This is a genomic window from Halalkaliarchaeum sp. AArc-CO, assembly GCF_024972735.1.
In the GTDB taxonomy this organism is placed as follows: Archaea; Halobacteriota; Halobacteria; order Halobacteriales; family Haloferacaceae; genus Halalkaliarchaeum.
This window is the reverse complement of the sequence record NZ_CP087723.1, coordinates 1,050,633-1,075,694: the sequence shown is the minus strand read 5'-3', so window position 1 is coordinate 1,075,694 and position 25,062 is coordinate 1,050,633. Positions and strand designations below refer to the sequence as shown.

The 25,062-nt window shown below is 65.7% G+C and carries 23 protein-coding genes; 12 read left to right on the top strand and 11 right to left on the bottom strand.

Going from position 1 to position 25,062, the window contains the following annotated elements; all coding sequences use genetic code 11:
• Window positions 1–12 precede the first annotated feature (12 nt).
• Both psmB and AArcCO_RS06005 read left to right on the top strand, forming a co-directional pair.
• Window positions 13–744 (top strand): archaeal proteasome endopeptidase complex subunit beta, encoded by a 732-nt coding sequence (psmB, locus tag AArcCO_RS06010; RefSeq protein WP_259535640.1) that lies wholly within the window; start codon window positions 13–15, stop codon window positions 742–744.
• 155 nt (window positions 745–899) lie between these two features.
• On the top strand, window positions 900–1,451 hold the full coding sequence (locus AArcCO_RS06005; protein WP_259535638.1) for a hypothetical protein: 552 nt from the start codon (window positions 900–902) through the stop codon (window positions 1,449–1,451).
• A 22-nt stretch (window positions 1,452–1,473) separates the two neighbouring features.
• Here the strand turns inward: AArcCO_RS06005 and AArcCO_RS06000 are convergent, their stop codons facing one another.
• The 4 genes from AArcCO_RS06000 to AArcCO_RS05985 form a co-directional block, all read right to left on the bottom strand.
• Window positions 1,474–2,988, bottom strand: a complete 1,515-nt coding sequence (locus tag AArcCO_RS06000) for a hypothetical protein (RefSeq protein WP_259535636.1) — start codon at window positions 2,986–2,988, stop codon at window positions 1,474–1,476.
• An 85-nt stretch (window positions 2,989–3,073) separates the two neighbouring features.
• Window positions 3,074–3,574 (bottom strand): hypothetical protein, encoded by a 501-nt coding sequence (locus AArcCO_RS05995; RefSeq protein ID WP_259535634.1) that lies wholly within the window; start codon window positions 3,572–3,574, stop codon window positions 3,074–3,076.
• Between the two features lie 43 nt (window positions 3,575–3,617).
• A complete protein-coding gene (locus tag AArcCO_RS05990; protein ID WP_259535632.1) occupies window positions 3,618–4,064 on the bottom strand; it encodes a hypothetical protein in 447 nt (148 codons plus the stop codon).
• 92 nt (window positions 4,065–4,156) lie between these two features.
• Window positions 4,157–5,419, bottom strand: coding sequence for a GNAT family N-acetyltransferase (locus AArcCO_RS05985; protein WP_259535630.1), 1,263 nt, complete (start codon window positions 5,417–5,419; stop codon window positions 4,157–4,159).
• A gap of 144 nt (window positions 5,420–5,563) precedes the next feature.
• Here AArcCO_RS05985 and cmk point away from each other — a divergent pair, with 144 nt between their 5' ends.
• From cmk to AArcCO_RS05970, 3 genes are all read left to right on the top strand, one after another.
• Window positions 5,564–6,142, top strand: coding sequence for a (d)CMP kinase (cmk, locus tag AArcCO_RS05980; RefSeq protein ID WP_259535628.1), 579 nt, complete (start codon window positions 5,564–5,566; stop codon window positions 6,140–6,142).
• Window positions 6,143–6,152: 10 nt separating this feature from the next.
• Window positions 6,153–7,154: an RNA-guided pseudouridylation complex pseudouridine synthase subunit Cbf5 gene (locus tag AArcCO_RS05975; RefSeq protein ID WP_345780878.1), complete on the top strand. Its 1,002-nt coding sequence runs from the start codon at window positions 6,153–6,155 to the stop codon at window positions 7,152–7,154.
• A gap of 72 nt (window positions 7,155–7,226) precedes the next feature.
• Complete coding sequence (locus tag AArcCO_RS05970) at window positions 7,227–7,952, top strand: guanosine phosphorylase (protein ID WP_259535626.1); 726 nt, start codon at window positions 7,227–7,229, stop codon at window positions 7,950–7,952.
• Here AArcCO_RS05970 and AArcCO_RS05965 read toward each other — a convergent pair whose 3' ends face one another.
• A complete protein-coding gene (locus AArcCO_RS05965) occupies window positions 7,953–9,128 on the bottom strand; it encodes an NAD-binding protein (protein ID WP_259535624.1) in 1,176 nt (391 codons plus the stop codon).
• Window positions 9,129–9,325: 197 nt separating this feature from the next.
• Between AArcCO_RS05965 and AArcCO_RS05960 the strand changes: the two genes are divergently transcribed.
• The gene (locus tag AArcCO_RS05960; protein WP_259535623.1) at window positions 9,326–9,745 is read left to right on the top strand and encodes a hypothetical protein; all 420 of its coding nucleotides are present in this window, start codon (window positions 9,326–9,328) and stop codon (window positions 9,743–9,745) included.
• Window positions 9,746–9,774: 29 nt separating this feature from the next.
• On the opposite strand, the gene AArcCO_RS05955 is transcribed toward AArcCO_RS05960, so the two are convergent.
• The gene (locus AArcCO_RS05955; protein ID WP_259535621.1) at window positions 9,775–11,580 is read right to left on the bottom strand and encodes a MutS-related protein; all 1,806 of its coding nucleotides are present in this window, start codon (window positions 11,578–11,580) and stop codon (window positions 9,775–9,777) included.
• Window positions 11,581–11,669: 89 nt separating this feature from the next.
• Window positions 11,670–13,595 carry a DEAD/DEAH box helicase gene (locus AArcCO_RS05950; protein WP_259535619.1) on the bottom strand — a complete coding sequence of 642 codons (1,926 nt, stop codon included), beginning with the start codon at window positions 13,593–13,595 and terminating at the stop codon, window positions 11,670–11,672.
• Window positions 13,596–13,706: 111 nt separating this feature from the next.
• On the opposite strand from AArcCO_RS05950, the gene gpmI reads away from it, so the two are divergent.
• The 3 genes from gpmI (at window position 13,707) to AArcCO_RS05935 (ending at window position 17,941) form a co-directional block, all read left to right on the top strand.
• A complete protein-coding gene (gpmI, locus tag AArcCO_RS05945; protein ID WP_259535617.1) occupies window positions 13,707–15,272 on the top strand; it encodes a 2,3-bisphosphoglycerate-independent phosphoglycerate mutase in 1,566 nt (521 codons plus the stop codon).
• Between the two features lie 234 nt (window positions 15,273–15,506).
• Window positions 15,507–16,853, top strand: a complete 1,347-nt coding sequence (locus tag AArcCO_RS05940; protein WP_259535615.1) for a ribonuclease J — start codon at window positions 15,507–15,509, stop codon at window positions 16,851–16,853.
• Window positions 16,850–17,941 (top strand): geranylfarnesyl diphosphate synthase, encoded by a 1,092-nt coding sequence (locus AArcCO_RS05935; protein ID WP_259535613.1) that lies wholly within the window; start codon window positions 16,850–16,852, stop codon window positions 17,939–17,941. The genes AArcCO_RS05940 and AArcCO_RS05935 overlap by 4 nt, the downstream gene beginning before the upstream one ends.
• 49 nt (window positions 17,942–17,990) lie before the next feature.
• Here AArcCO_RS05935 and AArcCO_RS05930 read toward each other — a convergent pair whose 3' ends face one another.
• Window positions 17,991–20,129 (bottom strand): DUF7527 domain-containing protein, encoded by a 2,139-nt coding sequence (locus tag AArcCO_RS05930; RefSeq protein ID WP_259535611.1) that lies wholly within the window; start codon window positions 20,127–20,129, stop codon window positions 17,991–17,993.
• Between the two features lie 140 nt (window positions 20,130–20,269).
• Between AArcCO_RS05930 and AArcCO_RS05925 the strand changes: the two genes are divergently transcribed.
• Complete coding sequence (locus tag AArcCO_RS05925; RefSeq protein WP_259535609.1) at window positions 20,270–21,085, top strand: prephenate dehydrogenase/arogenate dehydrogenase family protein; 816 nt, start codon at window positions 20,270–20,272, stop codon at window positions 21,083–21,085.
• On the top strand, window positions 21,085–22,569 hold the full coding sequence (locus tag AArcCO_RS05920; protein WP_259535607.1) for a small ribosomal subunit Rsm22 family protein: 1,485 nt from the start codon (window positions 21,085–21,087) through the stop codon (window positions 22,567–22,569). Before AArcCO_RS05925 ends, AArcCO_RS05920 begins: the two co-directional genes overlap by 1 nt.
• Window positions 22,570–22,581: 12 nt before the next feature.
• Here the strand turns inward: AArcCO_RS05920 and AArcCO_RS05915 are convergent, their stop codons facing one another.
• The 3 genes from AArcCO_RS05915 to AArcCO_RS05905 all read right to left on the bottom strand — a co-directional run bounded on the left by AArcCO_RS05915 (window position 22,582) and on the right by AArcCO_RS05905 (window position 24,349).
• Window positions 22,582–23,802: an MFS transporter gene (locus AArcCO_RS05915; protein ID WP_259535605.1), complete on the bottom strand. Its 1,221-nt coding sequence runs from the start codon at window positions 23,800–23,802 to the stop codon at window positions 22,582–22,584.
• 98 nt (window positions 23,803–23,900) lie between these two features.
• The gene (locus AArcCO_RS05910; RefSeq protein WP_259535603.1) at window positions 23,901–24,167 is read right to left on the bottom strand and encodes an elongation factor 1-beta; all 267 of its coding nucleotides are present in this window, start codon (window positions 24,165–24,167) and stop codon (window positions 23,901–23,903) included.
• Window positions 24,168–24,169: 2 nt separating this feature from the next.
• Entirely contained in the window at window positions 24,170–24,349 is a 180-nt protein-coding gene (locus AArcCO_RS05905) for an HVO_2753 family zinc finger protein (RefSeq protein ID WP_259535601.1), read from the bottom strand.
• Window positions 24,350–24,494: 145 nt separating this feature from the next.
• Between AArcCO_RS05905 and AArcCO_RS05900 the strand changes: the two genes are divergently transcribed.
• Window positions 24,495–25,028 (top strand): winged helix-turn-helix transcriptional regulator, encoded by a 534-nt coding sequence (locus tag AArcCO_RS05900; RefSeq protein WP_259535600.1) that lies wholly within the window; start codon window positions 24,495–24,497, stop codon window positions 25,026–25,028.
• The last annotated feature ends 34 nt before the right edge of the window (window positions 25,029–25,062 follow it).

Genomic DNA, 25,062 nt, shown 5'->3' with positions numbered 1-25,062 from the left:
CAACGACCGTCCATGCGTAACCCGACCCGCGAGACAGGAGCGTTGGACCTCGGCGTCGACGAGTCGTCCGTCTTCGGCCCGGAGCTCGGGGAGTTCTCCGACTCCGAGCGCCGGGCGGCCGAAATGGCCGAGGACAAGGAGCTGAAGACGGGGACGACTACGGTCGGTCTCCGAACCGACGAGGGAGTCGTCCTCGCGACGGACATGCGCGCGAGCCTGGGGCGGATGGTCTCCTCGAAGGACGTCCAGAAGGTCGAACAGATCCACCCTACTGCCGCGCTGACGATCGCCGGCGGCGTCTCCGCCGCACAGTCGCTGATCTCTACCCTCCGCGCCGAGACGAACCTCTATGAGGCCCGTCGTGGCAAGGACATGTCGATGCAGGCGCTGTCGACGCTCACCGGCAATCTCCTCCGTACCGGCGGCTTCCTCATCGTTCAGCCGATCCTGGGCGGCGTCGACGAGGACGGCCCCCACGTCTACAGCATCGACCCGCTCGGTTCGGTCATCGAAGAGGAGTACACCGTCACCGGCTCCGGGAGTCAGTTCGCACTCGGCGTACTCGAAGGGGAGTACAGCGACGACCTCTCACTGGAGGAGGCGAAAACAGTGGCCGCGAAGGCGATCAAAAGCGCCCTCGAGCGCGACACCGCCACCGGTAACGGCATCAACGTCGCCGTCGTCACCGAGGAGGGCGTCGAGATCTCCCGCCACAAAGAGATCGACGAGCTGCTCGAAGGCTAGTTCTCTCGATCCCTCGAAGGGGATCGCCAGGAGGAACTGACCCCGCTTCAACTCGGTACCGAAACCAGAGTCGATCGGCGGATCTGTGCACCCGTTCGGTCGTGCTCACCACCGAAGTCGGTCGGTTTTTCGGCGGCGAAATCCATCAGTTCCGCATGGACGATCCAATCGACACAGACCGGCTGGAGGAGTTCGTCGCCGAAAACCTCGACCGGTACGGCGAAACCCAGGGCGTGTTACCCGACCGGCTCACCGAGTTCGGCGCACAGTACCGCGATCAGGGGCATCTCACGCGCGAACAGCTGTACGATATCGCCTACGAGTCGTCGACCCGGAGCGCACATCACGTCGAGCGGAACCCGCCGGAACGGTGCCGGGAGGTGACAGAAAACGTCCGGAACGTCGACGGCGACTTTTCGATGATTCAGCTGCTCACCGGGTTGTACGGCTTCAAGGCGCCGACGGCCTCGTGTGTCCTCGCAGCGCTTTCTCCCGACCGCCACGCGGTTGTCGACACCAGGGTGTGGGCGTCACTCGACCGGCTGGGGTATCTCGACGGCAGGAAGGAGTCGTTCGACGCCGCCGACTACGTCGAAATGATCGGTCCGATCAGAGAGATCGCAGCGGAAACCGGATACAGTGCAGCAGCCGTCGGCTACGCGCTGTTCGCGTACGACGCGGAAGTACGGGAAGGAACGCTTCACTGACGACACGAGACGGCCTACCGGCTCAAAAGAACACGTCGAACAGCCAGAACACCAGTGGGAAGAACGTCCCCGACACCAGACTGAACAGCTGTCCGTTGTCGATGGGCCACACCGGCGCTTGCGAACGAACCCGCCAACCGGAAGGGTCTCCCCCGAAGGACCCCCCCGTCTGTTCGGCGTAGTGTCGCTCCCGCTCGCGGGCCATCCGGAGGTGCAGCTGCCAGAACGAGTAGTACAGCCACGCGCCGGCGGCGATCGCGTACAGGATCACCGGCAACACGAAGCTGCTGAACCAGAGAAACGACCCGAACGCCGGATCGAAGCCGGGCGCCATCTCCGCCCCCGACACGCGGGATCCCTGGACGTACAGCCGGTAGACGAGGTAGAAGCCGGCCAGGATCAAAAGGAGGTTCACGCGCGTGGCGAACTTGCCGAGATCGCGGTAGCCACCGTGTCCGTCCGGATGATACGGGTGATACGTCAACGCCGGTTCCCGGTCGCCGTCCCGGTCGTCGTTCACGAGTTCGTAAAACCAGCCGATGAGTACCAGGAACTGGAAGAACACGGCCACGAGAAAGAGGTTCAACAGAACGTTTCCGACCAGCGTGACCGGGTAATCGAGGTTCTGTGGCCCGAGACCGAGCCACCACAGCACCGCGATCTGGGAGACGAACACCGCCGAAAACAGGTACGCAGAGGGAATCTGAAGGTCCGTTCCCGGGATCGAAACCGCATGTGAGAGCCGATCTGCCAGTTCGTGTTTTCGCTCCTCGTACGATGTCTTGTTTCCGACGACCATCGTGTTTCCGAGCCGGTCGAACAGGTGTTCGGTCCGACGGAGGCCGTCGTAAACGAGGAGCCCACCGAGCAGAAGCAACAGGAGATACCCGGAGGTGAAGACAATGTTCCTCGAGTACGTCCCATCGTGATCGAAGAGTACGACCCAGATCGATACCGCGGTGCCGACCGCGAGGAACGCGAGCGTTCCGTACACGACACCGGCCTTGTACAGTTCTCGAACGGTCAGTAGCTCGACCCGGACGAGTAACCCGATCAACACTCCCCAGAGGCCGATTGCCGCGGCTGCGATCAGCAGTTCTGCAGTCGAGAGCGTCGGCAGGAAGGCGCTTACACCCTGGACGCCGTGGGCCAGTTCCGCGCTGGTGAAAAACAGCACCGTCACCGCGAGAACGATCATCGGGGTGTGTCGGAGTCCCGTTCTCGCGACACCGGAGAGATACCGAATCTCGAAGCCGTGTTCCGTCCCAGAATCGTCGACCATCCTGACGTCGTCCTCGGGAGTGAACGGGTAGAGGGCACAGTAGCGATGAAAATGGAGATCGTCGAACGGTAGTTCCCCGTCGTCGTCGCCGGGAACGTGGGTCGTTCCCGGTCGGGTCCACGCGCGGGTCGGCCCCCAGCCGTCGGGGTCAGCGTCGGCGTCGGCGGCAACGGTCTCGGCATCGGCGACGTCCCCCGCTTCATCGCCCGCGCGGTTCCCCGAACTGTCTGTTCCATCTCCCCCCGGAGCCGTCATCGTGAGAGCCGAGACACCGTGCCCTCAAAAGTATGGCGCCGAATACGACGCCCGTGCTGTCTCGGTTCTGATGCCGACCTCCGACTCACAGCAATGCGTTCGTCTCCGCGTAGTGTGCGATGACGTAGCCGCCCAGAAACAGGATCCCGCCGACGTTCGTCAACAGGTGGTTCTCGGCACGGATATAAAAGACGCCGACGACCATTCCCGCAACCAGCGTCGCCACGCCGAGGACGACGCCGATCTGTCGCCACCCCGTTTCGGGAATGACGTTTTCGCTCGCGTCCCTGATCTCGGTGTCGCCGTCACCGTCGCCGCCGTCCGGAAGCGTACCGTCGGACGTCGCCGGATCCACGAACCGGCCCGTCGACGCTCGGTGGGCACACAGATAGCCCACCCAGGCGACGAAGGCTGCCAGGAACACTCTGCCGGTAAGCCCCTGGTACGCCCAGATGAACCCCGACGAGAGCGCAATGGAGGTCGCCGCGAGGCCCGCGAAAAACCCGATCCACTGCCGGTCGGACAGTTCCGGGAGGACGAACGGATCCGCCGCCCCCGTCGAGATCCGCTGGGACTGCTGTGTCATCTCGATACCCCCCGACACGTCGTCCCGACGCTTCCGTTCGACATCACAACAGCCTCCCGTTCATGCCGAAGTGTGCACACATGTATCCGCCGATGCTCGTAAGGCCGGCGATCACCGCGCTTCGAACCGCCGGTTCGATGATCGTCTGGGAAAACAGCGTCACCCCGTAGGCGATCCCGACCGCGCCGAAAAGAAGTGCGACGAACTGCACGGCCCCCTTCGCGGTCGCGAATCCGGCAACCGTAGCGCGGACGGCATCGCCAACCGTCCGCTCTGGCCAGCGGTACACGCCGAACTGGGACGCGCGGTAGCCGACGAAAAACAGGGCGAACCCGAACGCGACGAGCGCCACCCGCCCCTCGAACGCGAAGATCCCTGCCGTTCCGGCGCCGACCGTGATTATCAGCGTCCCGATGACGAGCCAGACGTACTCGTTCCACGGCCGTTCCGACAGCACGGGTACTCCCCCTGGAAGACGTCGATCGATCACTATCGAGTAAATCGAACGACTGCTCTTGAACGTTTCGTCGTTCGACAGTGTACAGACGAGAGATCGCAACAACCGTGCGGGCGACGTCGAGTTCAGAAGAACTCGCGGAGACACACGGATCTCGGTGGGAACGCGATCCCCAACGGATCTTCGACCTCGGACCGATGGATCACACAGCTGCCGAACCGCTCTGCATCCCCGAGGGAGACGCTTCCGACGTACAGCCGCGACAGCGTGGAAACGTCCATCTCGACGTCCGCCGGTCCGGCCACAGCAGAGGGGTCGGCGTGGCCGTCGTCGATGGCGTCAATGGCGCGGACGGACGCAGTGTCCTCGGCAAGATCGATCGCGAAGGCCCCGTCGTTTCGCTCCACGAGCGGATCCGAGATACCGAGCGTGAACTGAACGTCGAGTCCGGCCGGCCAGGGGTAGTCCCGCAGCGCAGACTGGACGTCCGCGAGTCTGATCATCGGCCCCACCGACACGGTGCAGTCGACCTCGCTCGGCTGCCTAACGCGGTCGAGCAGTTCGGTCTCCTCGGCGCGTGGAAGCTGTACGGTCGTCACTTGCGAGTCGTGATCCGCAAGGAATCCGAGCAGTCCTCGATAGGCGTCGTCGTCGGCGTGCGCGAGGTCGGTCACCCGGAGGGTTCGGTCACCTTCGTCGTTTCTTTCGACGGTGTACAGCACGTACCCCCGGAGCTCGCCGTTCCGTTCGTATCCGTACACGTATGGCTCCCCGCGGCCGCTCCAGGCCGACAGCGTTCGGTCGCGCCACCAGCGCTCAGACCGGCGCAGCGACAGGGCGGTGCCGGTGCCGAACGCGACCTCGACCGATCGGAGCCGCGTCCAGTCGTCGGCGCCGAGCCGGCGGACAGTTCCCTCCCTCCCGCTTTCGAACGCGAGCTGTTCGGGCGGTAGCTCGTAAGTCGTGTATTTGTTCGCGATCCCCCAGCCGTGGTTCCGATAGAACGGGACTGAAAAGGGCCACAGCGTCACGGCGTCGACGTCCGCCTCGCGGTACTCCCGCAGCACCGATCGCAACAACTGGCGCACGTACCCTTGCCGGCGGTGTTCTGGAGGGGTGGCGACGCCGCCCAACCCGCCGATCGTCCCGAACCCGTCGTGGAGGTAGGCGTCCAGGTAGTACAGTTTACAGACGCTGACGAGCGTGTCGCCGTCGAACAACCCCCAGGGCTCGTACAGGTCGGGTGGCCAGTCCTCGGAATCGGAGGTGCCGTCGGAACGTTCGACGTCGTCGCCACTGGCGGGCCCGGATTCGATTTCGAAGGCGTGGCTGAGGATCGCCTCGTACTCGCGTGCCCGCGCTTCCGGAACGCGACGAAATTCGACCATGCGTTAGCGTCTGTCGACGGCGCCAAGAAGTTACCCCCACTGTCGCCAGGAGGGACGAACGACGTTCCTCTGGCACCGACGAACGACCTACCCCTGGCACCGACGAACGACAACGCCTTTTACCGCGAGGGGCGCACGACCGATATGTTACTGACCGTCTCCGGTCCGCCGGGCAGCGGCAAGAGCACGACCGCCGCCGCCCTGGCGGACGCGTTCGACCTCGAACACGTCTCCGGAGGGGACATCTTCCGGGAGATGGCCGCCGAACGGGGGATGACTCCCGTGGAGTTCAACGAACACGCCGAGGACGACGATACGATCGACAGGGAGCTGGACCGCCGACTCAGATCGATCGCGATCGAACGGGACGACGTCCTGCTGGAGTCGCGGCTCGCCGGCTGGCTCGCCGGCGAACACGCCGACCTGAAGGTGTGGCTCGATGCACCCCTGTCGGTTCGGGCCGAGCGGATCGCCGACCGCGAGGAGAAAGCCGTCGATCTCGCCCGGCAGGAGACCGCCCGCAGGGAAAAAAGCGAGGCGAAACGCTACGCAGAGTATTACAACATCGACATCCACGACCTCACCATCTACGACATCGCGTACAACACCGCGCGGTGGAGCCCGGAGGGGGTTCTGGGCATGTTGACGACGGCCATCGACTCGTACGATCCAGACAGCGACGAGGGGAAGGCCCCGGTCGAGAACGTCGTCTACGACTTTTGAGGGAAGAACAATGCACGACGAGGACGCCACCGCCGACGAAACGAGAGCCGGAGACGGGATCCTCCGGTCGCCACCGGAACAACGGAGCCTTCCGGAGCTGCTCCGGTTCGGCGTCGTCAACCTGGATAAACCACCCGGGCCGTCGGCCCACCAGGTCGCCGCCTGGGTTCGGGATCTCGCCGACGACGCGGTCGGCGACCTGACGACGGCTGCCGACGATGTCGGCGACGGAAGAGCAGGCAGGATCTCGGAGGCCGCACACGCCGGCACTCTCGATCCGAAAGTGACCGGCTGTCTCCCGGTGTTGACCGGCGAGGCAACCCGCCTCGCGCAGGCGTTCCTCGAGGGAGGAAAAGAGTACGTCGCCGTGCTGGAACTCCACCGGCCGGCGCCGGCGGACCTCGAAGGAATCGTCGCCTCCTTCGAGGCGCCGCTGTACCAGAAACCCCCGCGGAAAAGCGCCGTCGCCCGCCGCCTGCGTGTTCGAGAAGTGTACGAACTGGAAGTACTCGAAACTCGAGAACGCCGTGCCCTCCTCCGGATCCGGTGTGAGTCGGGGACGTACATTCGGAAGCTGTGTCACGACCTCGGGCTCGCGCTGGGCACCGGCGCGCACATGGGCGACCTCCGCCGGACCGCAACCACCCCGTTCGACGACGCCTCACTGATCACCCTCCACGACCTCGTGGACGCACTGGAGTGGGCAAAAGAGGGTCACACAGAACAGCTCCGAACCGTCGTTCAGCCGGCCGAACGAGCGATCTCGCATCTCCCGACCGTGACGATCGCCGAATCCGCCGCCAGGGAGGTCGCCAACGGCGCACCGGTGTACGCACCGGGGGTGATCTCCGCGGACGAGGAGATATACGCGGCCCTGGACGCCGGTCCCGACGACGCACCTCTCGTGGCGTGTTTCACGCCGGAAGGGACCGCAGTGTGTCTCGGCCGTCCTGTCGGCGACCCCGACGCGGAGCAGGGAACAGTCGTCGATCTCGAGCGCGTGCTCGTGTGAACCGCCTCGGTTCGCTCCGGACGGTGACTGCGTATCGCACAGGTTTTTGGTCGACACGGGCGAGTCCCACGTATGGCCAAACAGCCGCACCTGCTCGTCGAGGAGGGCGACGTAACCGACCTCGCCATCATTCCCGGCGATCCGGGGCGCGTCGATCGGATCGCAAGACAGTGTGAAAACGTCGAAGAGATCTCACAGAATCGGGAGTACAAGGTCGTCAACGCCACCTACGAGGGCCGTCCGGTGACGATCTGTTCGACCGGGATCGGCTGTCCCTCCGCCGCCATCGCCCTCGAGGAACTCTCCAGGGTCGGCGTCGAGACGTTCCTCCGGTGTGGCACCACGGGCGCCCTCCAGGAGGGCATCGAAATCGGCGACATGGTGGTCGCCACCGGCGCCGCCAAGGAGGAGGGCACCAGCAAGCGCTACGAGTCGGCGGTGTATCCGGCAGTACCCGATTACGACGCGCTCACGGCGCTGGTCGACGCGGCGGAGGCGAACGACGAAGACGTCCACGTCGGGCCGATCGTCTCCGACGACGCCTTCTACAACGAGTCCGACGACTTCGTCGACGATTGGGAGAACGCCGGCCTGCTCGCGATCGAGATGGAAGCGGCGGCAGTGTTCTCTCTCGCCCGCAGGAAGGGACTCGCTGCGGGCGCGATCTGCACCGTCGACGGCAACCTCGTCGAGGGGACTCAAAAGGGAGCGACTGACGGCGAGGAGCTCCCCGAAAAGGCCAAGGACAACGTCGAACGTGCGATCCGGCTCACGCTCGAGGCCGCGACCGAGTTGTGACTATTCAGAACTGTCCGGTTCGACAGAGTCACCGAGAATATCGGCGACCAGTCGTTCCGTGTCGTCGGTGCCGAGCGCCGACTCCACGAGGAGATGACCGCCGATTGCGGCGGGGCTCAACACCTCGTCCGCGCCGGCCCGGCGGAGTTTGTCGACGTTCTCCCGCTGTGTCGCCGCAGCGACGATCCGCACCTCTGGGTTGAGCTGCCGGGCGGTGAGGATCGCGAGCGCGTCCTCGGCGTCGTTGTTCGTCGCCACCAACACAGCCCTGGCGGTCCCGATCCGTACCTGCTGTAGCGGCTCCTCGTCGCTCGGATCCGCGGTCAACACCGAGATATCCCGTGCGGAGAGTTGCCGGGTGCGGTTCTCTTCGGGCGTAACGACGACGAACTCGATGTCGTCCGCGTCGGCGAGTTCTTCGAGTATCGGTTCCGTCAGTTCCCCGTATCCGAGCACGAGGACGTGATCTTCCAGGAGTTCGAACTGTGTTTCTGTCATTCTTCCAAGTGCTTTCGAGAGTTGCGCTTCGATGGCGGGCGTAAGCAGGACACCGAGGGCGACTGCAAACGCCGAAACGTTCAAGATCAACACAGAGAGGCTGAACAGCCGGCTGATTTCCGTCGTCGCGTGGACGTCGCCATAGCCGACGGTGCTCGCGGTGACGACCGTGTAGTAGAACGCGTCGGTGATAGTGACGATTCCCTCGAACTCGTCGCGCAACGCATACGAGCCCAGTGTGCCGTACAGAAGCGCCGTCACGAGCGCCGTCGCCGCCGCAAGCTGGGTTGGCGAGGGAGTAAACGGCCGTCTGAACCGACGGCGGTTGTACACGAGTGCAGGGACAGCAAGCGCTGACAGTACAACAAGTGGATAGGCGAACGGCGACGTCTGTAACAGTCCCTGGGCGGCCGTCACCGGGAGCAACACGATCGTCGCGTACCAGCCGAGCCGGTAGCCGCGGGCGAGGGCAAACGCTCCCAGCAGCATCACGAAGCCGGTAATGGTGCCGGTAAAGCCGACCGTCTGTCGGACGATCGGGGGCACGTACTCCACGAGCGGGCCCTCGACACCGCCGGTAGCGATGTGAACGAGCCCAACGACGATCGACAGCACCCCCACGAGGAACGTGAGCAGTACTGCCGCACGCACCGACAGCCACTCGCGGGTCCACTCCATATCCGGGCTCTCGGCAGGTGAGCGTATAAATAGGTGTGCTTCCGGATCGATCCGGAACCAGTCAGTTCGAGGAGGGAATGGCAGCACCGTCGGCCTATCGTGTTACTCGATCACGACCAACGGTTGGGTTCAGTTACCATCGAACGATGAGCCGACAAATCTGAACGTTCATCAGTGACGATCGATTTGCTCCGGACGTGAACCTCCAATCAGTGTCCCGCCGACGCTTCGGTGCAAGCATCGCTGCCCTCAGTGTTGCCGGTCTCGCCGGCTGTACAGGCGACGAAAACGGCGATGACGCCGGGGACGACCACGAGTTCGATCTCGATAATCCCGGCGACCTCACCGTCCAGCTCGAAAACGAGGACGGGGAACCGGTCTCGACGGGCGTGGTCGTCACGATCGAAAGCCTCGAGGAAAACTTCAGCGCCACCTTCCAGCACGACATTCAGGGCGGCGAACTCTCCGGGGCGAGCCTCATCTACGAAGGCGAGTACAGGATCACAGTTGAGAGCCTCGAAGACGAGTTCGAACCTGTCGAGGAAACCGTCACCCTCGAAGAGGACGAAGACGAGACGGTGACGATCGTGCTCGACGGCGCAACCGGCGACGAATAGCGCGGTCGACTCCGGTTTCGACGTCGATTTTATCCCTCCCACCGCGCATCCGACAGCGTGCGCTGGACTGCCTCCTCGCCGACGGCTTCGGCGAGTTTCTCGAATCCCTGTCGTGCGGCCCGATCACGGGCGTTCGCAACCAGCCGCGAGACGATGAACTCCGGGGTCGACTTGCCGATCGTTCCGAACTGGGGCTGGTAGTCCACCTCGAGTTCGAGGTCCGGCGTCAGTCCCCGGGCGAAGATTCCGTCGACGCGTGCGGCCTCGGGAAGTGGGCTGAGGTCGTCTGCGAGGTGAGTAACGTACACTCCGAGCGCGTCACGGGACACAGTGAGCTCGACCAGGCCGTTCAAAAGGTCCGCGGCCCGTCCGGGTTCGGTGATCGCCTCGAACTCGTCGACGAGCATCAGCGTGCGATCGTTGTCCGACAGCGGTGGGACGATGCTTTTGAGTGTCGACTCCAGCACGCCCGCGTTGAAGGATGCATGCCGGCGATGGAAGACGACGGTGTCGAAGCGCCCGACCGTCGCCTGCTCGGCCGGTACCGGGAGCCCCATGTCGGCAAGCAGCGTCACCTGACACAGCGTCTCCAGAAGCGTCGTCTTCCCGCCGGAGTTGGCACCGGTGAGGACGGCGACCCGATCCCCGGACGGCGGGGCCTCCGCGCCAGTTCCCCCGGACTCCCCGAGGTCGTGCGTCCCGATTGCGTACGTGACGGGTTGGACCTCACCCGAGAGAAAAAGGTTCCGTGCGTTCGAGACCGCAAGGACCGCCTCGTCGACCAGCGTCGGCTCTCGGAGGTCGTGTGCGGCCGCGAACCGCCCCAGCGAGAGCGCGAAGGCGATGTCATCGACCGCCGCGATCGCGGCGTCGACGTCCTCACCCGCCGCGGCTACGTCATCCTGCAGCGTTGCGGCGATTTCGCGTTCCCGTTCCGTGACGCGTTCGCGCTGGTGATCGACCAGTTCCCGGAGCGTCCGGCTCACGTAATCGGAGGCGTCGACAGCGTCATCGGGTGCGGCGGACCTGATTTCTCCTGTTGAAAGGCCCGTTTCGCTGGCGACGTATTCGACTACCCCGCTTTGAAACGCTTCCAGATCGCGCGCTCCTCGCTCGCGCACTGTCTCAATCACGTCGAACGCGGCGTTCTCCAGCTCCTCGACCGCATCCAATTCCTCCCGCAGCCGATCGAGGCGGTCGTCGGTTCCCGACTGCACCTCGAGCGATTCGGGATCGGCGTCGGCGATCGACGTCCCTGACGGGACAGAGTCGGACAGCCTGACGGCCCCGAGCGCGTCGGCGGCGTCGCCGAGTTTTCCTTCGTCGAGTTCGGCGAGCGCCTCGAACGTCCGCCCCTGGAAGCCGGCGTGCCGAAGCGAAAGCGCCGCACGGACGGCCGCCCGGTCGGTGGCGCCGGCGTCGTCGTAGGCGGAAAAGGCCTCCTCGACCCGGTTGCGGGCCGTCCCGTCCAGCCCGACCCAGGCGTCACGCGCCGCCGCGACGGTCTCGAGTCGGTCGCGCCGGGCGTCGGCGCTCGCAAGTGGCGTCATTACGCGGATCCGGTCGCCCGCCCGTTCGGTCAGGGCGTACGACGCTGCAAGCGACAGCAGGTCGTCGTAGACGTCCCGGGCGTCGGAGGTGCCGAACCGATCGACGTCGCCGTCGGCGTTCGCGCGCCGCAGGATCCGCACCACGCGCCCCCGGGGGAGCCCCGCGTCGACGAGGGCACCGATGTCCGCCGACTCGATCGCCTCGATGGCCCGTTCGGCACCCAGCTCCGCTTCGAGCCGCTCGCGCGTCTTCGGCCCGACGCCCCAGTAGGCTTCCAGTTGCATGTCCGGGGCGAGGAGCGGTTTCCCCTTATAAGATCGGTTGTCCCGTCGCGTGCCCGTCGGGTCACGTTGCTCAGCCGCACAGGTGGTACTCAGCCGCTCACGTTCGTCTCTCGCACGCGGATCCCCTTGCCCGCCAGGTGGCGGAGCTGCCGCCTGGCGAACTCCTCCTCGCGGGTCCCCCGGGTGGCGAGGACGAACACGAGCGCCGAGCCGGCCGGGCGCATCGTCCGGCCCGCCCGCTGGGCCCCCTGTCTGCGGGACCCGCCCAGCCCCGACGCCACGATCGCCACCTCGGCGTCCGGCAGGTCGATCCCCTCGTCGGCGATCCGGGAGACGACGAGCGTCCGTCGCTCCCCTTCGCGGAACTGCGAGAACAGTTGCTCGCGCCGGTAATGCGGCGTGTCGCCGCTGACGAACGGCACCGACAGCGCTTCGGCGATCCGCTCGCCCTGCTCGAGGTAGTCGACGAACACGAGCGCCTTCCGGTCGTCGTGTCTGGCGAGCAAGTACTCGACTTCGGCCAGTTTGGCAGGGTTTTGCGCGGCGAGCCGGTACCGCTCCCGGCCGTCAGCGCTCGTGTACTCGTTTCGCGCGGTGTCCTCGCGCCACGGGACGTACCGGATCTCGAGTTCGGGCTCCTGGACGAACCCTGCCTCGAACAGCGCGTCCCAGTCGGTGCCGATCGGCGGCCCGATCAGCGTGAAAATCTCCGCCTCGCTATCGTCCTCCCGGACCGGGGTCGCCGAGAGCCCGAGCCGGTGGACCGCCTGGAGGTCCGCGCTGCGGCGGTAGACGTCGCTGGGGACGTGGTGCACTTCGTCGTAGACGATCAATCCCCACTTGCGGGAGTCGAACAGTTGGCGATGTCTGTCCATTCCGGCGGTCTGGTAGGTCGCGATCGTGATCGGTCGGATCCGCTTTTCGCCGCCGTGGTACGCGCCGATCTGTTCGCGCGAGAGATCCGTGTGTGCCAGTAGCTCCTCCCGCCACTGTTCGGCGAGTTCGCGGGAGGGGACCAGGATTAACGTCTCCCCCTCGACTGCCGTGATCGTCGCGATCGCGGCGACGGTTTTCCCGCTGCCGGGCGGGCCGACGAACACCCCTGCCCGTTTTTCGAGGAACGACTCGACCCACGAGTGCTGGTACTCGCGCAGGTCAGTGGTGAGTTCGACGTCCAGCCCGTCGCCGGTCTCCAGTTTGCGGTCGTCGACCACCGGGTAGCCGGCGTCGTACAGCGTCCGCTTGATTCCGGCGATCCGGTCGGCGTTGACCCACGCTTCTGTGTCGGAAATCGGCGCCCGGATCGTATCCTCGTCGAGTTTCTCCGTGGCGACGTTGCCCATCAGACTCTCGGAGGCGGCCTCGAGCACGACGTACCCGTCCTCGTGGGTGTACAGCCGGAACTGGTGGGCCCGTTGCCACTGGTCGTTCATCCACGCTTCGAGGTGAGAATAGCGCCGCGGGAGCACGGATCGGACCGTCGACAGCAGTTGTTCGAACTCCTCGAACGGCGCGACCCAGACGTCCTCGGGTCGAACGCGGTACAGATAGCCGCGGGTTCCAGGCTCGGTTCCGGTCGTGTCCACGAGATGGGCGAACTGCGACAGTTGCGCCCGGGTGTACTGGGTGGGCTGATCGACGACGATCTCCCTCCGTGTCGGAAAGACGACAACCCGCTCCCGGCGCGCCAGCTTGCGCCACTCCGTGGGGTAGTAAACCACCGGATCGGTCTCGACGTCGACCCGTTCGATCTCTCCCCGCGTTGCAAGGTCGTCCAGCGCGTCCCGGGCCTGTGCCTGGGTGCAGTCCAGTCGGCGGGCGGCCCGCTGGGCGGTCACTACGGGACGCTCTTCGCGCTCGACGACGTCGAGGAACCGAGAGAGCTGGAGTGGTGTGTCCTCAGCCTCGGTATCGGTGTCGGGGGCGTTCCCGTCGGCGTCGCTGTCGGGGGCGTTCCCGTCAGCGTCGCTGTCGGGGGCGTTCCCTTCGGCGGCCGGGTCGCCTCCGTCGGTCATCGGCGGCCGTATGGGGCCGAGCGGGATACGGGTTGCGACCGGCGGCCACACCGGGGCTGAACCACAGCCGAGAGCGAACGCTACTTAAAATATCCCCCCTACGGGGGAGACATGGACGTTGCGCTCGTGATTCTCGACGGCTGGGGGCTGGGCGATCACGACCGGCTCGACGCCGTGAAGGCGGCCGACACGCCGACCTTCGACGCCTGCGCCGACACCGGGGCGTACGGCACACTGGAGGTGTCGGGACGTCGGGTCGGCCTCCCCGACGGACAGATGGGAAACAGCGAGGTGGGACACCTCAACATCGGCGCCGGACGGGTGGTGAAACAGGCGTACACCCGGATCAACGACGCGATCGACGACGGAAGCTTCCGCGAGAACGAGGCGATCCGGGCTGCCCTCTCGGCAGCCGACGAGAATGACGGGTCGGTCCACCTGATGGGGCTCGTTTCGGACGGCGGCGTCCACTCGGATCTCCGGCACTTCGAAGCGCTCGTCGACCTCTGTGCAGACGCTGACGTTCCCGCCGTCACCCACGCGTTTACCGACGGACGCGACACCGACCCCAAGGGGGGTGCACAGTACCTGTCGAAACTCGAATCGACGATCGAGGACGCCGAGACCGGCCACGTCGCCACAGTCTCGGGGCGCTACTACGCGATGGACCGCGACGAGAACTGGGACCGAACGAAACGTGCCTACGACGCGATTGTCAACCGAACAGCAGATCACGAGGCAGCTTCGGCGGTCGAGGCGGTGGAGGCCTCCTACGACCGGGGAGACACAGACGAGTTCGTCGAGCCGACCCTCGTCCGTCCCGGGGCTCCGGATCACCGAACGGGAGACTGGCAGCTCGCGGACGGCGACGCGGTCGTCTTCGTCAACTTCCGGGGAGACAGGGCTCGACAACTCGTCCGGATGCTCTCGGACACGCGACCGGACTGGCCATTCGAGACGGAACCGCCGGAGACGACGGTCGTGACGATGACGGAGTACGATCGCACCTTCGAGTTCCCGGTGGCGTTCCCGCCCGAGGAGCCGACAGAGACCCTCGGGGAGGTGTTCGCGAACGCGGGCCGCACCCAGTTACGGATCGCCGAGTCCGAGAAGTACGCCCACGTGACGTACTTTCTCAACGGCGGGCGGGAGGTCGAGTTCGACGGCGAGATCCGCCGGATAATTGAAAGCCCAGACGTCCCCACCTACGACTCGCAGCCGGAGATGTCGGCCGCCGAAGTGACCGACGAGGCGATCGAGGTGATCGAGACGGACGATCCGGACCTGGTTGTGCTCAACTACGCGAATCCCGACATGGTCGGCCACACTGGTGACTTCGAGGCGGCCGTCCGGGCCGTCGAAGCCGTCGACGACGGGTTGGGACGCCTCCTTCCGGCGATCGACGCGGCGGGCGGGCACGCGATCGTCACCGCCGACCACGGGAACGCAGACGACATGGGAACGCCGGCCGATCCCCACACCGCACACACCAGCAATCCTGTACCGTTCGTGTATCTGTCGCCGACCGCAACGGGGAACGGCTCGCTCTCTGTAGATCGGGCAGGCGGCAGACGCGTCCGGGAGGGCGGCTCACTGTGTGACGTGGCGCCGACGATTCTCGAACTTGCCGGCCTTGACCGGCCTGCGGCGATGACTGGAACGTCGCTGTTGGAGTAGTCACCGATCGAACTCTCCAGTCCGCGAATACCACAGGTGTTCACCTACCTGTCGACGGAAACACGAATCCACGCCTTTTTATCACCTGCGAGTTATGGTTCCCATACCGACTCCCGCGGGACACTGGCCGGCGAGGTCGACGACGTCGTCGGACCAGAGCGGGGACCAGCGACCGACGTGTTGGAACGCGCCGGGGCCGTTGCCCCCACAGCGGGTACGACATTGGAGGAAACTATGGAAATCGAAATCGCAACAATCGGCGGATACGAAGAGGTCGGGCGCCAGATGACGGCGGTCCGTGCAGGCGAGGACGTCGTCGTCTTCGACATGGGCCTGAACCTCTCGCAGGTTCTGATCCACGACAACGTGGAGACAGAGCAGATGCACAGCCTCGATCTGATCGACATGGGCGCAATCCCGGACGACCGGGTGATGTCCGATCTCGAGGGGGACGTGAAGGCGATCGTTCCCACGCACGGCCACCTCGATCACATCGGCGCTATCTCGAAGCTGGCCCACCGGTACAACGCGCCGGTGGTCGCGACCCCGTTCACGATCGAACTGGTGAAACAACAGGTCAAAGGGGAAAGCAAGTTCAGCGTCGACAACGACCTGGTGAAGATGGACGCCGGCGGGACGATGTCGATCGGCTCGGAGTGCGAACTCGAGTTCGTCAACGTCACCCACTCGGTTATCGACGCGATCAACCCGGTGCTCCACACGCCGGAGGGCTCGATCGTCTACGGGCTCGACAAGCGTATCGACCATTCGCCAGTGATCGGCGACCCGATCGACATGGAGCGGTTCCGCGAGATCGGCCGGGAGGACAACGGCGTGCTCTGCTACATCGAAGACTGCACGAACGCCGGACAGAAGGGGCGGACTGCGAGCGAGTCGGTCGCCCGGACCCACCTGCGTGACACGCTCCAGTCCATCAAGGACTACGACGGCGGCATCGTGGCGACGACGTTCTCGAGCCACATTGCCCGGGTGAAGTCGCTCGTGGAGTTCGCCGAGGAGATCGGTCGCAAGCCGGTTCTGCTCGGTCGGTCGATGGAAAAGTACTCCGGGACCGCAGAACGGCTCGACTTCGTCGAATTCCCGGGCGACCTCGGGATGTACGGCCACCGCAAGAGCGTCGACCGGACGTTCAAGCGGATCATGAAGGAGGGCAAGGAGGACTTCCTGCCCGTCGTAACCGGCCACCAGGGCGAACCGCGTGCGATGCTCACCCGGATGGCCCGGGGCGAGACGCCCTACGAACTGGACGACGGCGACAAGGTCATCTTCTCGGCTCGGGTGATCCCGGAACCGACGAACGAAGGGCAGCGGTACCAGGCCGAACGCCTGCTGAAGATGCAGGGCGCCCGGATCTACGACGACATCCACGTCTCCGGGCACCTTCGAGAGGAGGGCCACTACCAGATGCTCGACGCCCTGCAGCCCCAGCAGGTCATCCCCGCTCACCAGGACCTCCAGGGTTTTGCACCCTACGTGGACCTGGCGGAGTCACAGGGGTACGCGGTCGGTCGTGACCTGCACGTGACCAGAAACGGGAACATGATCACACTGGTGGAATGACACAGACCGCCGAGGAACGCGTTCTGGAAGCGATCCGAAAGCGACGCGAGCTAGTGAACGGGTCGATCGACGAGGAGCTGCCGATCGGAAAGCCCGAACGGCTCTACGAGGCGTCCCGATACATCCTCGAGGCGGGAGGAAAACGCCTCCGTCCGACAGTGACGCTGCTTGCAGCGGAGTCACTGTCCGACGTGGAGCCGTTCTCACGGGAATACCGGTCGTTCCCGGTCCCCAGTTCCGACCGTGCGGGTCCGAGCGCAATCCAGGGAGTGGCTGCGGACGGTGCCGACCGGGTCGACGTCCTCCGTGCGGCCGTCGCGATCGAGATCATCCAGTCGTTCACGCTGATCCACGACGACATCATGGACGACGACGATCTCAGGCGGGGCGTTCCGGCGGTACACAAGCAGTACGACACCTCGACGGCGATCCTCGCGGGCGATACTCTCTACTCGAAGGCGTTCGAGCTGATGACCGACACCGGGGCGACGCCGAACAACGGGCTGGAGACGATGCGCCTGCTCGCGACCACCTGCACGAAAATCTGTGAGGGGCAGGCGCTGGACGTCGCCTTCGAGACGAGAACCGACATCCTTCCCGACGAGTATCTCGAGATGGTGGAGCTCAAGACGGCGGTGCTGTACGGGGCCGCCGCGTCGGCGCCGGCGGTGCTTTTCGGCGCGGACTCGGATGTCTCCGAGGCGCTATACCGGTACGGAATCGACTCGGGGCGCGCCTTCCAGATCCAGGATGACGTCCTGGATCTCACCGTTCCCAGCGAGAAGCTCGGCAAACAGCGGGGGTCCGACCTCGTCGAGAACAAGGAGACACTCATTACGCTCCACGCCCGCCAACAGGGAATCGACGTCGACGATCTGATCGAGACGAACGACGTGGACGCGGTGACGGAATCGGAGATCGACGAGGCCGTCCAGGCTCTCGAGGGGGCTGGAAGCATCGACTGGGCGCGAGAGAAGGCCCGGGATCTCACCGAGCGGAGCAAAGATCACCTCTCGGTACTTCCGGACAACGACGCGCGCCGGCTCCTCGAGGAGCTGGCAGACTACCTCATCACCCGCGGATACTGAGACCGGTCCGGGGGAGTCTTCCGGCCCGATTCGAGTCTTCCGGCCCGGTTCAAAGCTCCGGCACGTTGAGGTGGAACCCCCCCTCGCGGGTTTCGACCAGACAGAGGTGGAAGCCGTTTTTCCGGGAGAGCTTCACGAAACTCGCCCGCTTGCTTCGACTGAGCAGCCCGCCGCCGGTCGCGTCCGCCACGGCGTCGAGCGCCCCCGGTTCGAAGAAACTCGCAGTAACCGACAGCGCAGACGCGAGCCCGTCGTGTTTTCCCGCGACGGTAACGGCATCCGACACCAGCGTGTCGACCATCGACTGGGTCGTCGGCTCCCGGGAGTCGTTCAGGTTCGCGACGAACAGCGGATCGCCCATTCGGTCCCGGAACACGACGTCGAACTCGAACGCCTCGTTTTCCCGCTGTCCGTCCGCGTCGGTGCTCGAGACGGCAACCGTGCCGTCGAACTCCACGCGATCGATCTCGGGGATCGCGTCGTACAGGTCGCGGAGCCGGTCGACGTTAGCCGTCTCGCGGATCTCGAACGGAAGCTGTTCGACGACCCATCGACAGAACGTGTACTCGACGGTGTCCCGGAGGAACTCGCGGTAGGGGGTCCCCTCGACGACGAGCCCGTCGTCCTCGAAGGTGGTGTGATGCTCCAGCTTGAGGTTCCCGGACAGTTCCTCCCGGGTCGCTTCCCCGGCGTGGACCGCATCGAGGGTCGGCTTGCCCTTCGACTCGTACCGGACGAACAGGTTGGTTCCGGAGATCGCCTCATCGGGCAGCATCGTCCTGTCGACCTCGGGGACGTCCCCGGGCGTCGCCGACAGCTCTTCACGGAGCCGTTCGATCTCGCTTTCCAGCTCCTCGACTCGGCTCTCGAGTTTTGAGGCCCGCTCTCGGAACCGGTCTCGTTCGGCCGCGACCTCTTCGCGCCGCTGTTCGAGCGCTTCTTTCCTGTTTCGTTCCTCCTGGAGTGCGGCCTCGAGCTCCTCGATCCGGCTCGCTAGTGCGTCCGTGGAGTCGTCGGTTCCCGGGGCGTCGGTGGTGTTGGACGCCGGCTCGGCAGCCCCGCCGGATCTCCGACCCGCCGTGTCACGGGACGGTTCGACCGCCTCCCGTTCGGACGAGTCGCGCCCCGAACGGCGTTCGATCGCGTTGCGACGACTCGAACGGTTGGTCGGGGTCCGTTCGGGCTTCGTTTCATCCCGCAGCCGGGCGGTTTCCTCGGGATCTAGCGCCGGAATCGTCTGTGCCTGACGCCAGGCAGCTTCCTCCGAAAAGACGCTATCGGCATCGTCCGCTCTCGCCGCACCCGATTCGGAGTTGGAAGAATCAACCACCGACTCGTCGGAACCGGCGTCGGAGGCGCCGTTTGCATCCCTCTCCTGTTCGCCGTCCTCTTCGCGCTCGGCTGGGGTGGATTCCGGATCGGGGCCGGTCTGTTCGACCGATTGGGTTCCACTGGATTCCGTTTTGTCGGGTTCGACCGCCGGATCTGCGTCCCGACCGACCGGCTCCGTGTCGGTCGCCGTACCGGCCGACGGCTCGTCTCCACCGGCGGACGGGTCGCCTTCCGTTGCTACGTCCCTGGTCGCCGACGCGTCGTCCGTCCGAGAATCTCCCGGCGGCGCGTCGTCCGTCGGCGCGTCCTGCTCCGCCGGCTCCGGAAGTTCGACGATGTCGAGATCGACGTCGTACACCTCGTAGATCCCCACCTCGTCGTCGGCGCGTTCGAACGCCTCCTCGCCGGTGTAAAGGGTTTCGTTGTTTCCGACGAAGGCGACTCCGGTCGACTTTCCACCGGAGTAGACGACGTAGTAATCCCCCGAGAGCACGTTCTCGGAGAGTTCGACGTACCCGGTGAATCCCCCCTCCGAGAGCGTCTCGTCGACGGTGGATATCGGCGTCTCCTCGGTGTAATACTGTGCCCTGGACTCTCCGCTGCTCTCCTGCATCGCGAAAAGCAGCGCGAGTGATGGGTCCGGCGCCTCGTAGGCGGTTCCGTCGGCCTCCTCGAACGTAGAGAGGTCGCCACCGTGGACGCCCACGATCCGTCCGTTGACGAGAATCGCCCACGCCGAACCGTCGGTAACCGCACCGGAAAAGCCGCGATCGACGAGCGAGCGCAGGCCGTCGTAGCCGCCCTCGAACGGTCGTGTCTCCCACTCGGTCATCCGCTCTGTCCGCTCGGGTTTCATTGGCCTTATTTCCCGAGAGCCGATGCAAATACTTTCCGGAGCGGTTCGCCACGTCGAACCGAGCTACTGGGGCACCGTCCAGATGTCGGGCAGACGCGTATCCGAACCGCTTAACCGAACCCCGCCTCATGGGTGAACTGATGCGCCTGCTCGTGGTCGGTGCGGGAGAGATGGGTCGGTGGATCGCCGACGCTGTCGCGGCGTCCCCGGACGTCTTCGACGGAGACGTTTCGGTGACTTTCGCGGACGCCGACCGGGACGTGGCCGAAGACGCCGCCGCCAGCCGCGAGGCAGCGGTGTATTCGACGGACGCCGAACCGGGGTCGAAGGAACAGTTCGACGCAGTCTGTCTCGCCGTGCCGATCCCGGCTGTCGAACCGGCGATCGTCGAGTGGGCACCGGCTGTCGACGGCGCCCTGTTCGACGTCGCCGGAACGATGGAACAGCCGCTTGCCGCGATGCGGTCGGCGGCGGCCGACCCCGAAAAGTCCGTCCGCGAGTACGGCAGCTTTCATCCGCTTTTTGCACCGCCTCGGACTCCCGGTAGCGTCGCGTTCGCCCCCGGCGAAGACGGACCGTTGCTTTCGGCCGTTCGCAAAGCGATCCGTGCGGGCGGAAACGAGGTGTTCGAGACGACCGCAGCCGAACACGACGCAGCGATGGAGACCGTGCAGGCGAGCGCCCACGCGGCCATCCTCGCGTACGGGCTCGTCGCCGCCGATACCGACGTCCGAGAGGAGTTTCACACCCCGGTGTCCCGCCGGCTCGAGGGGCTCGTAGAGACGGTCACCGAGGGATCGCCGGACGTGTACGCCGACATCCAGCGTTCGTTCGACGGGGCCGAATCGGTCGCCGAGGCCGCCCGACGGATCGCCGACGCGAGGGGAGATCGGGAGGCGTTCCGGAAGCTGTATCGCGAGGCTGGAACCGACCGCCGGAGAGACAGACACGAGTGATGATCGACAGAGACGCCGTTTTGGACAACGCGAAGTATCTCCGGCACGTCCGTCCGATCGATCCGGACGAGCTGGTCGATTACCTCGAGGGGAACGCTCATCCAGGCGTAGTCAGGCGAATCCTCCGCGAGGAGGCGTTCGACCTGGGGCTGTTCGAGCGCGCGGACGGCACGTTCGTTCCCGTCGACGGCGGGACAGTCCGGCCCGCAGGGTGGCATCCCGAGTCGTTCCCGGAGCCGTACGCGTTCGCCCTCGAGGAGTTGCTCGTCGACCAGTACGGCCCGAACTGGCACACCGGAGAATCCGGCGATCGCCTCCGGACGACCATCGACCGCCTGAAAGCCGACTACTTCCACGGAAACGACGTCACCTACGACGAGGACGCCGCGTTCGGCTACGCGATATACCACCTCCCGGACTACTACGCGGTGATGGGGTACGTACTGGAGGTGCTCGCAGAGCCCGGACAGCTCCCCCGGAGCCTGCGAGTGCTCGACGTCGGCGCGGGGACCGGCGGCCCGGCGCTGGGGCTCTGTGACTACCTGTTCGGCAGGCCGGACGACGACTCGGAAACGACAGACAGTCCGGACGCCACTGGCCCGATCGTCGATTATCACGCCGTCGAGCCGAGCGCCAACGTCGAGATCCTCGAAGCGCTCCTGGAGGAGACCGATCGCAACTTCAGAACCGAAATACACCGCGAACGGATCGAAAACGTCGACCCGGCGGCGCTCGCCCCCGAAGTCGACTCTGGAGGATGGGACCTCGTCGTCTTCGGTAACGTCCTCTCGGAACTCGAAGCGCCACGCCGGGAGCTCGAACGGGGGCTCGACGCCCTGGCGGACTCCGGGTCGCTCGTGGCACTCGCGCCGGCCGACCTGGAAACCTCGACGGGCCTCAGGGACGTCGAACGTGCTGTCGCGAATCAGAGGAACAACGTCACTGTCTTCGCTCCGGAGTTACGGCTGTGGCCCGGGGCGGAGCCGTCCGATCGCGGGTGGTCGTTTGCAGTCGGCTCCGACCTCGCGGTGCCGTCGTTCCAGCGGCTGCTCGACGAGGCTGCCCCGCGCGGTCCCGAGGACGAGCCAGGGCGATACGTAAACGCCGACGTACAGTACTCCTACTCGATTCTCCGTCGGGACGGTCGGAGGCGGTTCCCGATCCGTGCGAACCCGAACCGACACGCCCGGATGGCCGAAAGCGACCGACACGTGACCCGGCGGATCGATCTGCTCGCGGTGAAACTGAGCGAGAACCTGGCCGACGGGGACGCGAACCCGCTGTTCAGGATCGGCGACGGGAGCCAGACGCTCGATCACTATGCGGTGCTCACTCGCGAGTCCGGACTCAATCGGGCGCTCCGGGAGGCGCCGTACGGGTCGGTGCTCGAGTTTCAAAACACCCTACTGTTGTGGAACGACGACGAAGGCGCGTACAACCTCGTCGTCGACGGGGAAACGACGGTCGACATCGCGGCGGCGTGAGGCTCGCGTCGGTCATCCGCCGGCCGTCGGGACGCCCACCTCGGACTCCGGGGCGATCCGCCGGACCGCCCGCGCGGCGACCAGTGCGATCGCGACCTCGAGCCCGCCCACGAGCAGAAACGCCTCGAGGTAGCCGATCACGTCGGCCGTGATCCCGCCGACGAGAAAGCCCGCGAGAAACCCCAGCGAGCCGAACACGTTAAACCCGCCCATCGCGGCCCCACGCTCGTCGACGGCCGCGACGTCCGTGACGAGAGCGAGCGTCGCCGGGGAAACGAGGCCACCACAGATCCCGACGAAGACCATACCCAGCGCCGCAACCGTGTAGGTCGGCGACAGCCCCACGAACGCGATCGCGACGCCGTAGCCGATCGACCCGACCACCACCGGAAGGAACCGGCCGATCCGGTCGGAGAGAACGCCGAACGGGTACTGCAACAGCGCGAACGGGACGAAAAACAGCGCCAGCGTGAGCCCGGCACCGAACGCGTCGAGTTCGAAGACGTCCCGGAAGTAGTACACCCCGACGAGGGAGAAGAAGCCGGCGGTGAGCCGGTCGACGAAGCCGAAGGCGTACGGGACCGAAAGCTGCGGCCGGCTGGACAGCCCCGAAAGCACCTCGGCGACGGGGAGCGCGCCGCCCGAGGCGCGGTCCGGGACGGTCGCTGCAAGCACCGCCACGGCACCCAGGGCGACCGCACCGCCGTACACGGGCGCGAGGGGATCGATCGTCGCGAGCCGCCCACCGACGACGGCGCCCAGGCCCGCCCCCGCCCCGATGGCAATCCCGGCGGCGCCCATGTTCCGACCGTGTCCCCCCGAGAGGTCCATCAGCATCGTGATCGAAAGCGAAAAAGCGCCGATCGTGAGTGCGCCCCCGAGCACGCGGACAAACAGGACGCCACCGAATCCAACGCCGAGAGACGGAAGCGTCGCCAACAACAGGTACGCAGTCGCACCCCCCAAGGCGCCGGCGACGACGAGAGGAACACGTCGCCCGAGCGCGTCGCTGGCGGCGCCCCACACCGTCGCGAACGCGACGAACGCGGCGAACTCCGCGACGAGGAACCACATCCCGGCACGGATCCCCGGTGGTCCGCCCAGCGCCGCGATGACGTCCTCGACGCCCGGATAAAGGAGCACCTGGGAAACCAACACGCCCCACACGACGATTGCGAGCCTCGCGCGCTCGCCCGGAAGTCTTGCCGCTCCGACTACGTCGGCAGTGTCCACGGTATCTTCCTGTGATAGGGAGGGCTACATAAAGGGAGTTTCGTCGACGCCTCCGGACGGCCGTCGGTCGGACGACGGGCTGTCGCCGAACGGCCGGTTCAGATGCGCCCGACGTTCTCGACGGAGACGGATTCGACGTCGTCGACGCCCGAAAACGCCTCCTCGACGGCCTCGGTGCCGCCCGCGTCGTCGGGGACGATCACCGTCGGCAAAAGCGCGACCAGGCCGAACGCGACGTCGTCGCGCTCGAACCCCTGGATCTTCGCGCCCTCCGGCAGCGCGGCCTCGAGCCGCTCCTGGAGCGCGTCGAGGTCGATCTCCGGGCTCTGCGGCATCACCTTGAGTTTGGCTGCGACCTTTCCCATGTTCAGGGCCCCCTGAAGCCGCAGTCGGGACACTCATAGAGGTTGCTCTGTTTTCGACATTTCGCACAACGGCTAACTTCGGTTCCACAGACCGGACAGTCGAACGTGGCGGCGTTCTTGCCGGACACGCGGATGCCACAGGAAACGCAGTGTCGCGCTTCCCGTTGCTGACTCTGGCTCATACAGGTGTAAACCCGCGCGCTGCTTTTAACGGTTGTCTTTGGGAGCGACGGAGCGGTCCACCTGGACCCACCTTCCGGGACCCACGTTCGGGGATCGGCGACCCGTGGCCATAAATATGCGCAGCCCTGACTGGGTGTAACGCGAATGAGCCAGGTGAGGCGACGGATCGCCGAGTACGTGCGGTCGAATCCCGGCGTCCATTTCAGTGCCATCGTCCGAGAGCTGGATCTCGCAACCGGACAGACGCAGTACCACCTCCGGAAGCTCCTGCGCCGGGGAGAGGTCACCGCCGAGGAGCGCCACGGGAAGACCCACTACTTCGAGGACGGGTTCGACGAGTGGGAGCGGGCCGCGATCACGCTGCTTCGCAGGGAGACCGATCGGGCGATCGTCGCGCTCGTCCTCGAGTCGGGCGCGATCGCCCCGGACGCGATTACAGTGGAGTTGGACGTCGCCAGAAGCACCGTCGAGTGGCACCTCGATCGGCTAACCGAAGATCGCGTTCTCGAGAAACGGTACGACTCGAAGGGGCGAGTCACGGTTGTCGCCGTCAAGCCCGAAGCGACCCGAACGTTGCTGTCGACGCTCGATCCGAGCGTCGCAGAGCGGCTGGTCGACCGGTTCACGCGGCTGGTCGACGGTGCGGCCCCGCGGGAGGGATCGGGACCGCCGGAGTGAGTCGGAGAGATTGGCCGAGCAAAAGCGCGACGAC

What these genes read in the sequence shown, in the direction of transcription:
- psmB (WP_259535640.1), top strand. Translation starts at nt 13, where the DNA reads ATGCGTAACCCGACCCGCGAGACAGGAGCGTTGGACCTCGGCGTCGAC.
- AArcCO_RS06005 (WP_259535638.1), top strand. Translation starts at nt 900, where the DNA reads ATGGACGATCCAATCGACACAGACCGGCTGGAGGAGTTCGTCGCCGAA.
- AArcCO_RS06000 (WP_259535636.1), bottom strand. Translation starts at nt 2,988, where the DNA reads ATGACGGCTCCGGGGGGAGATGGAACAGACAGTTCGGGGAACCGCGCG.
- AArcCO_RS05995 (WP_259535634.1), bottom strand. Translation starts at nt 3,574, where the DNA reads ATGACACAGCAGTCCCAGCGGATCTCGACGGGGGCGGCGGATCCGTTC.
- AArcCO_RS05985 (WP_259535630.1), bottom strand. Translation starts at nt 5,419, where the DNA reads ATGGTCGAATTTCGTCGCGTTCCGGAAGCGCGGGCACGCGAGTACGAG.
- cmk (WP_259535628.1), top strand. Translation starts at nt 5,564, where the DNA reads ATGTTACTGACCGTCTCCGGTCCGCCGGGCAGCGGCAAGAGCACGACC.
- AArcCO_RS05975 (WP_345780878.1), top strand. Translation starts at nt 6,153, where the DNA reads ATGCACGACGAGGACGCCACCGCCGACGAAACGAGAGCCGGAGACGGG.
- AArcCO_RS05970 (WP_259535626.1), top strand. Translation starts at nt 7,227, where the DNA reads ATGGCCAAACAGCCGCACCTGCTCGTCGAGGAGGGCGACGTAACCGAC.
- AArcCO_RS05965 (WP_259535624.1), bottom strand. Translation starts at nt 9,128, where the DNA reads ATGGAGTGGACCCGCGAGTGGCTGTCGGTGCGTGCGGCAGTACTGCTC.
- AArcCO_RS05955 (WP_259535621.1), bottom strand. Translation starts at nt 11,580, where the DNA reads ATGCAACTGGAAGCCTACTGGGGCGTCGGGCCGAAGACGCGCGAGCGG.
- AArcCO_RS05950 (WP_259535619.1), bottom strand. Translation starts at nt 13,595, where the DNA reads ATGACCGACGGAGGCGACCCGGCCGCCGAAGGGAACGCCCCCGACAGC.
- gpmI (WP_259535617.1), top strand. Translation starts at nt 13,707, where the DNA reads ATGGACGTTGCGCTCGTGATTCTCGACGGCTGGGGGCTGGGCGATCAC.
- AArcCO_RS05940 (WP_259535615.1), top strand. Translation starts at nt 15,507, where the DNA reads ATGGAAATCGAAATCGCAACAATCGGCGGATACGAAGAGGTCGGGCGC.
- AArcCO_RS05935 (WP_259535613.1), top strand. Translation starts at nt 16,850, where the DNA reads ATGACACAGACCGCCGAGGAACGCGTTCTGGAAGCGATCCGAAAGCGA.
- AArcCO_RS05930 (WP_259535611.1), bottom strand. Translation starts at nt 20,129, where the DNA reads ATGAAACCCGAGCGGACAGAGCGGATGACCGAGTGGGAGACACGACCG.
- AArcCO_RS05925 (WP_259535609.1), top strand. Translation starts at nt 20,270, where the DNA reads ATGCGCCTGCTCGTGGTCGGTGCGGGAGAGATGGGTCGGTGGATCGCC.
- AArcCO_RS05920 (WP_259535607.1), top strand. Translation starts at nt 21,085, where the DNA reads ATGATCGACAGAGACGCCGTTTTGGACAACGCGAAGTATCTCCGGCAC.
- AArcCO_RS05910 (WP_259535603.1), bottom strand. Translation starts at nt 24,167, where the DNA reads ATGGGAAAGGTCGCAGCCAAACTCAAGGTGATGCCGCAGAGCCCGGAG.
- AArcCO_RS05905 (WP_259535601.1), bottom strand. Translation starts at nt 24,349, where the DNA reads ATGAGCCAGAGTCAGCAACGGGAAGCGCGACACTGCGTTTCCTGTGGC.
- AArcCO_RS05900 (WP_259535600.1), top strand. Translation starts at nt 24,495, where the DNA reads ATGAGCCAGGTGAGGCGACGGATCGCCGAGTACGTGCGGTCGAATCCC.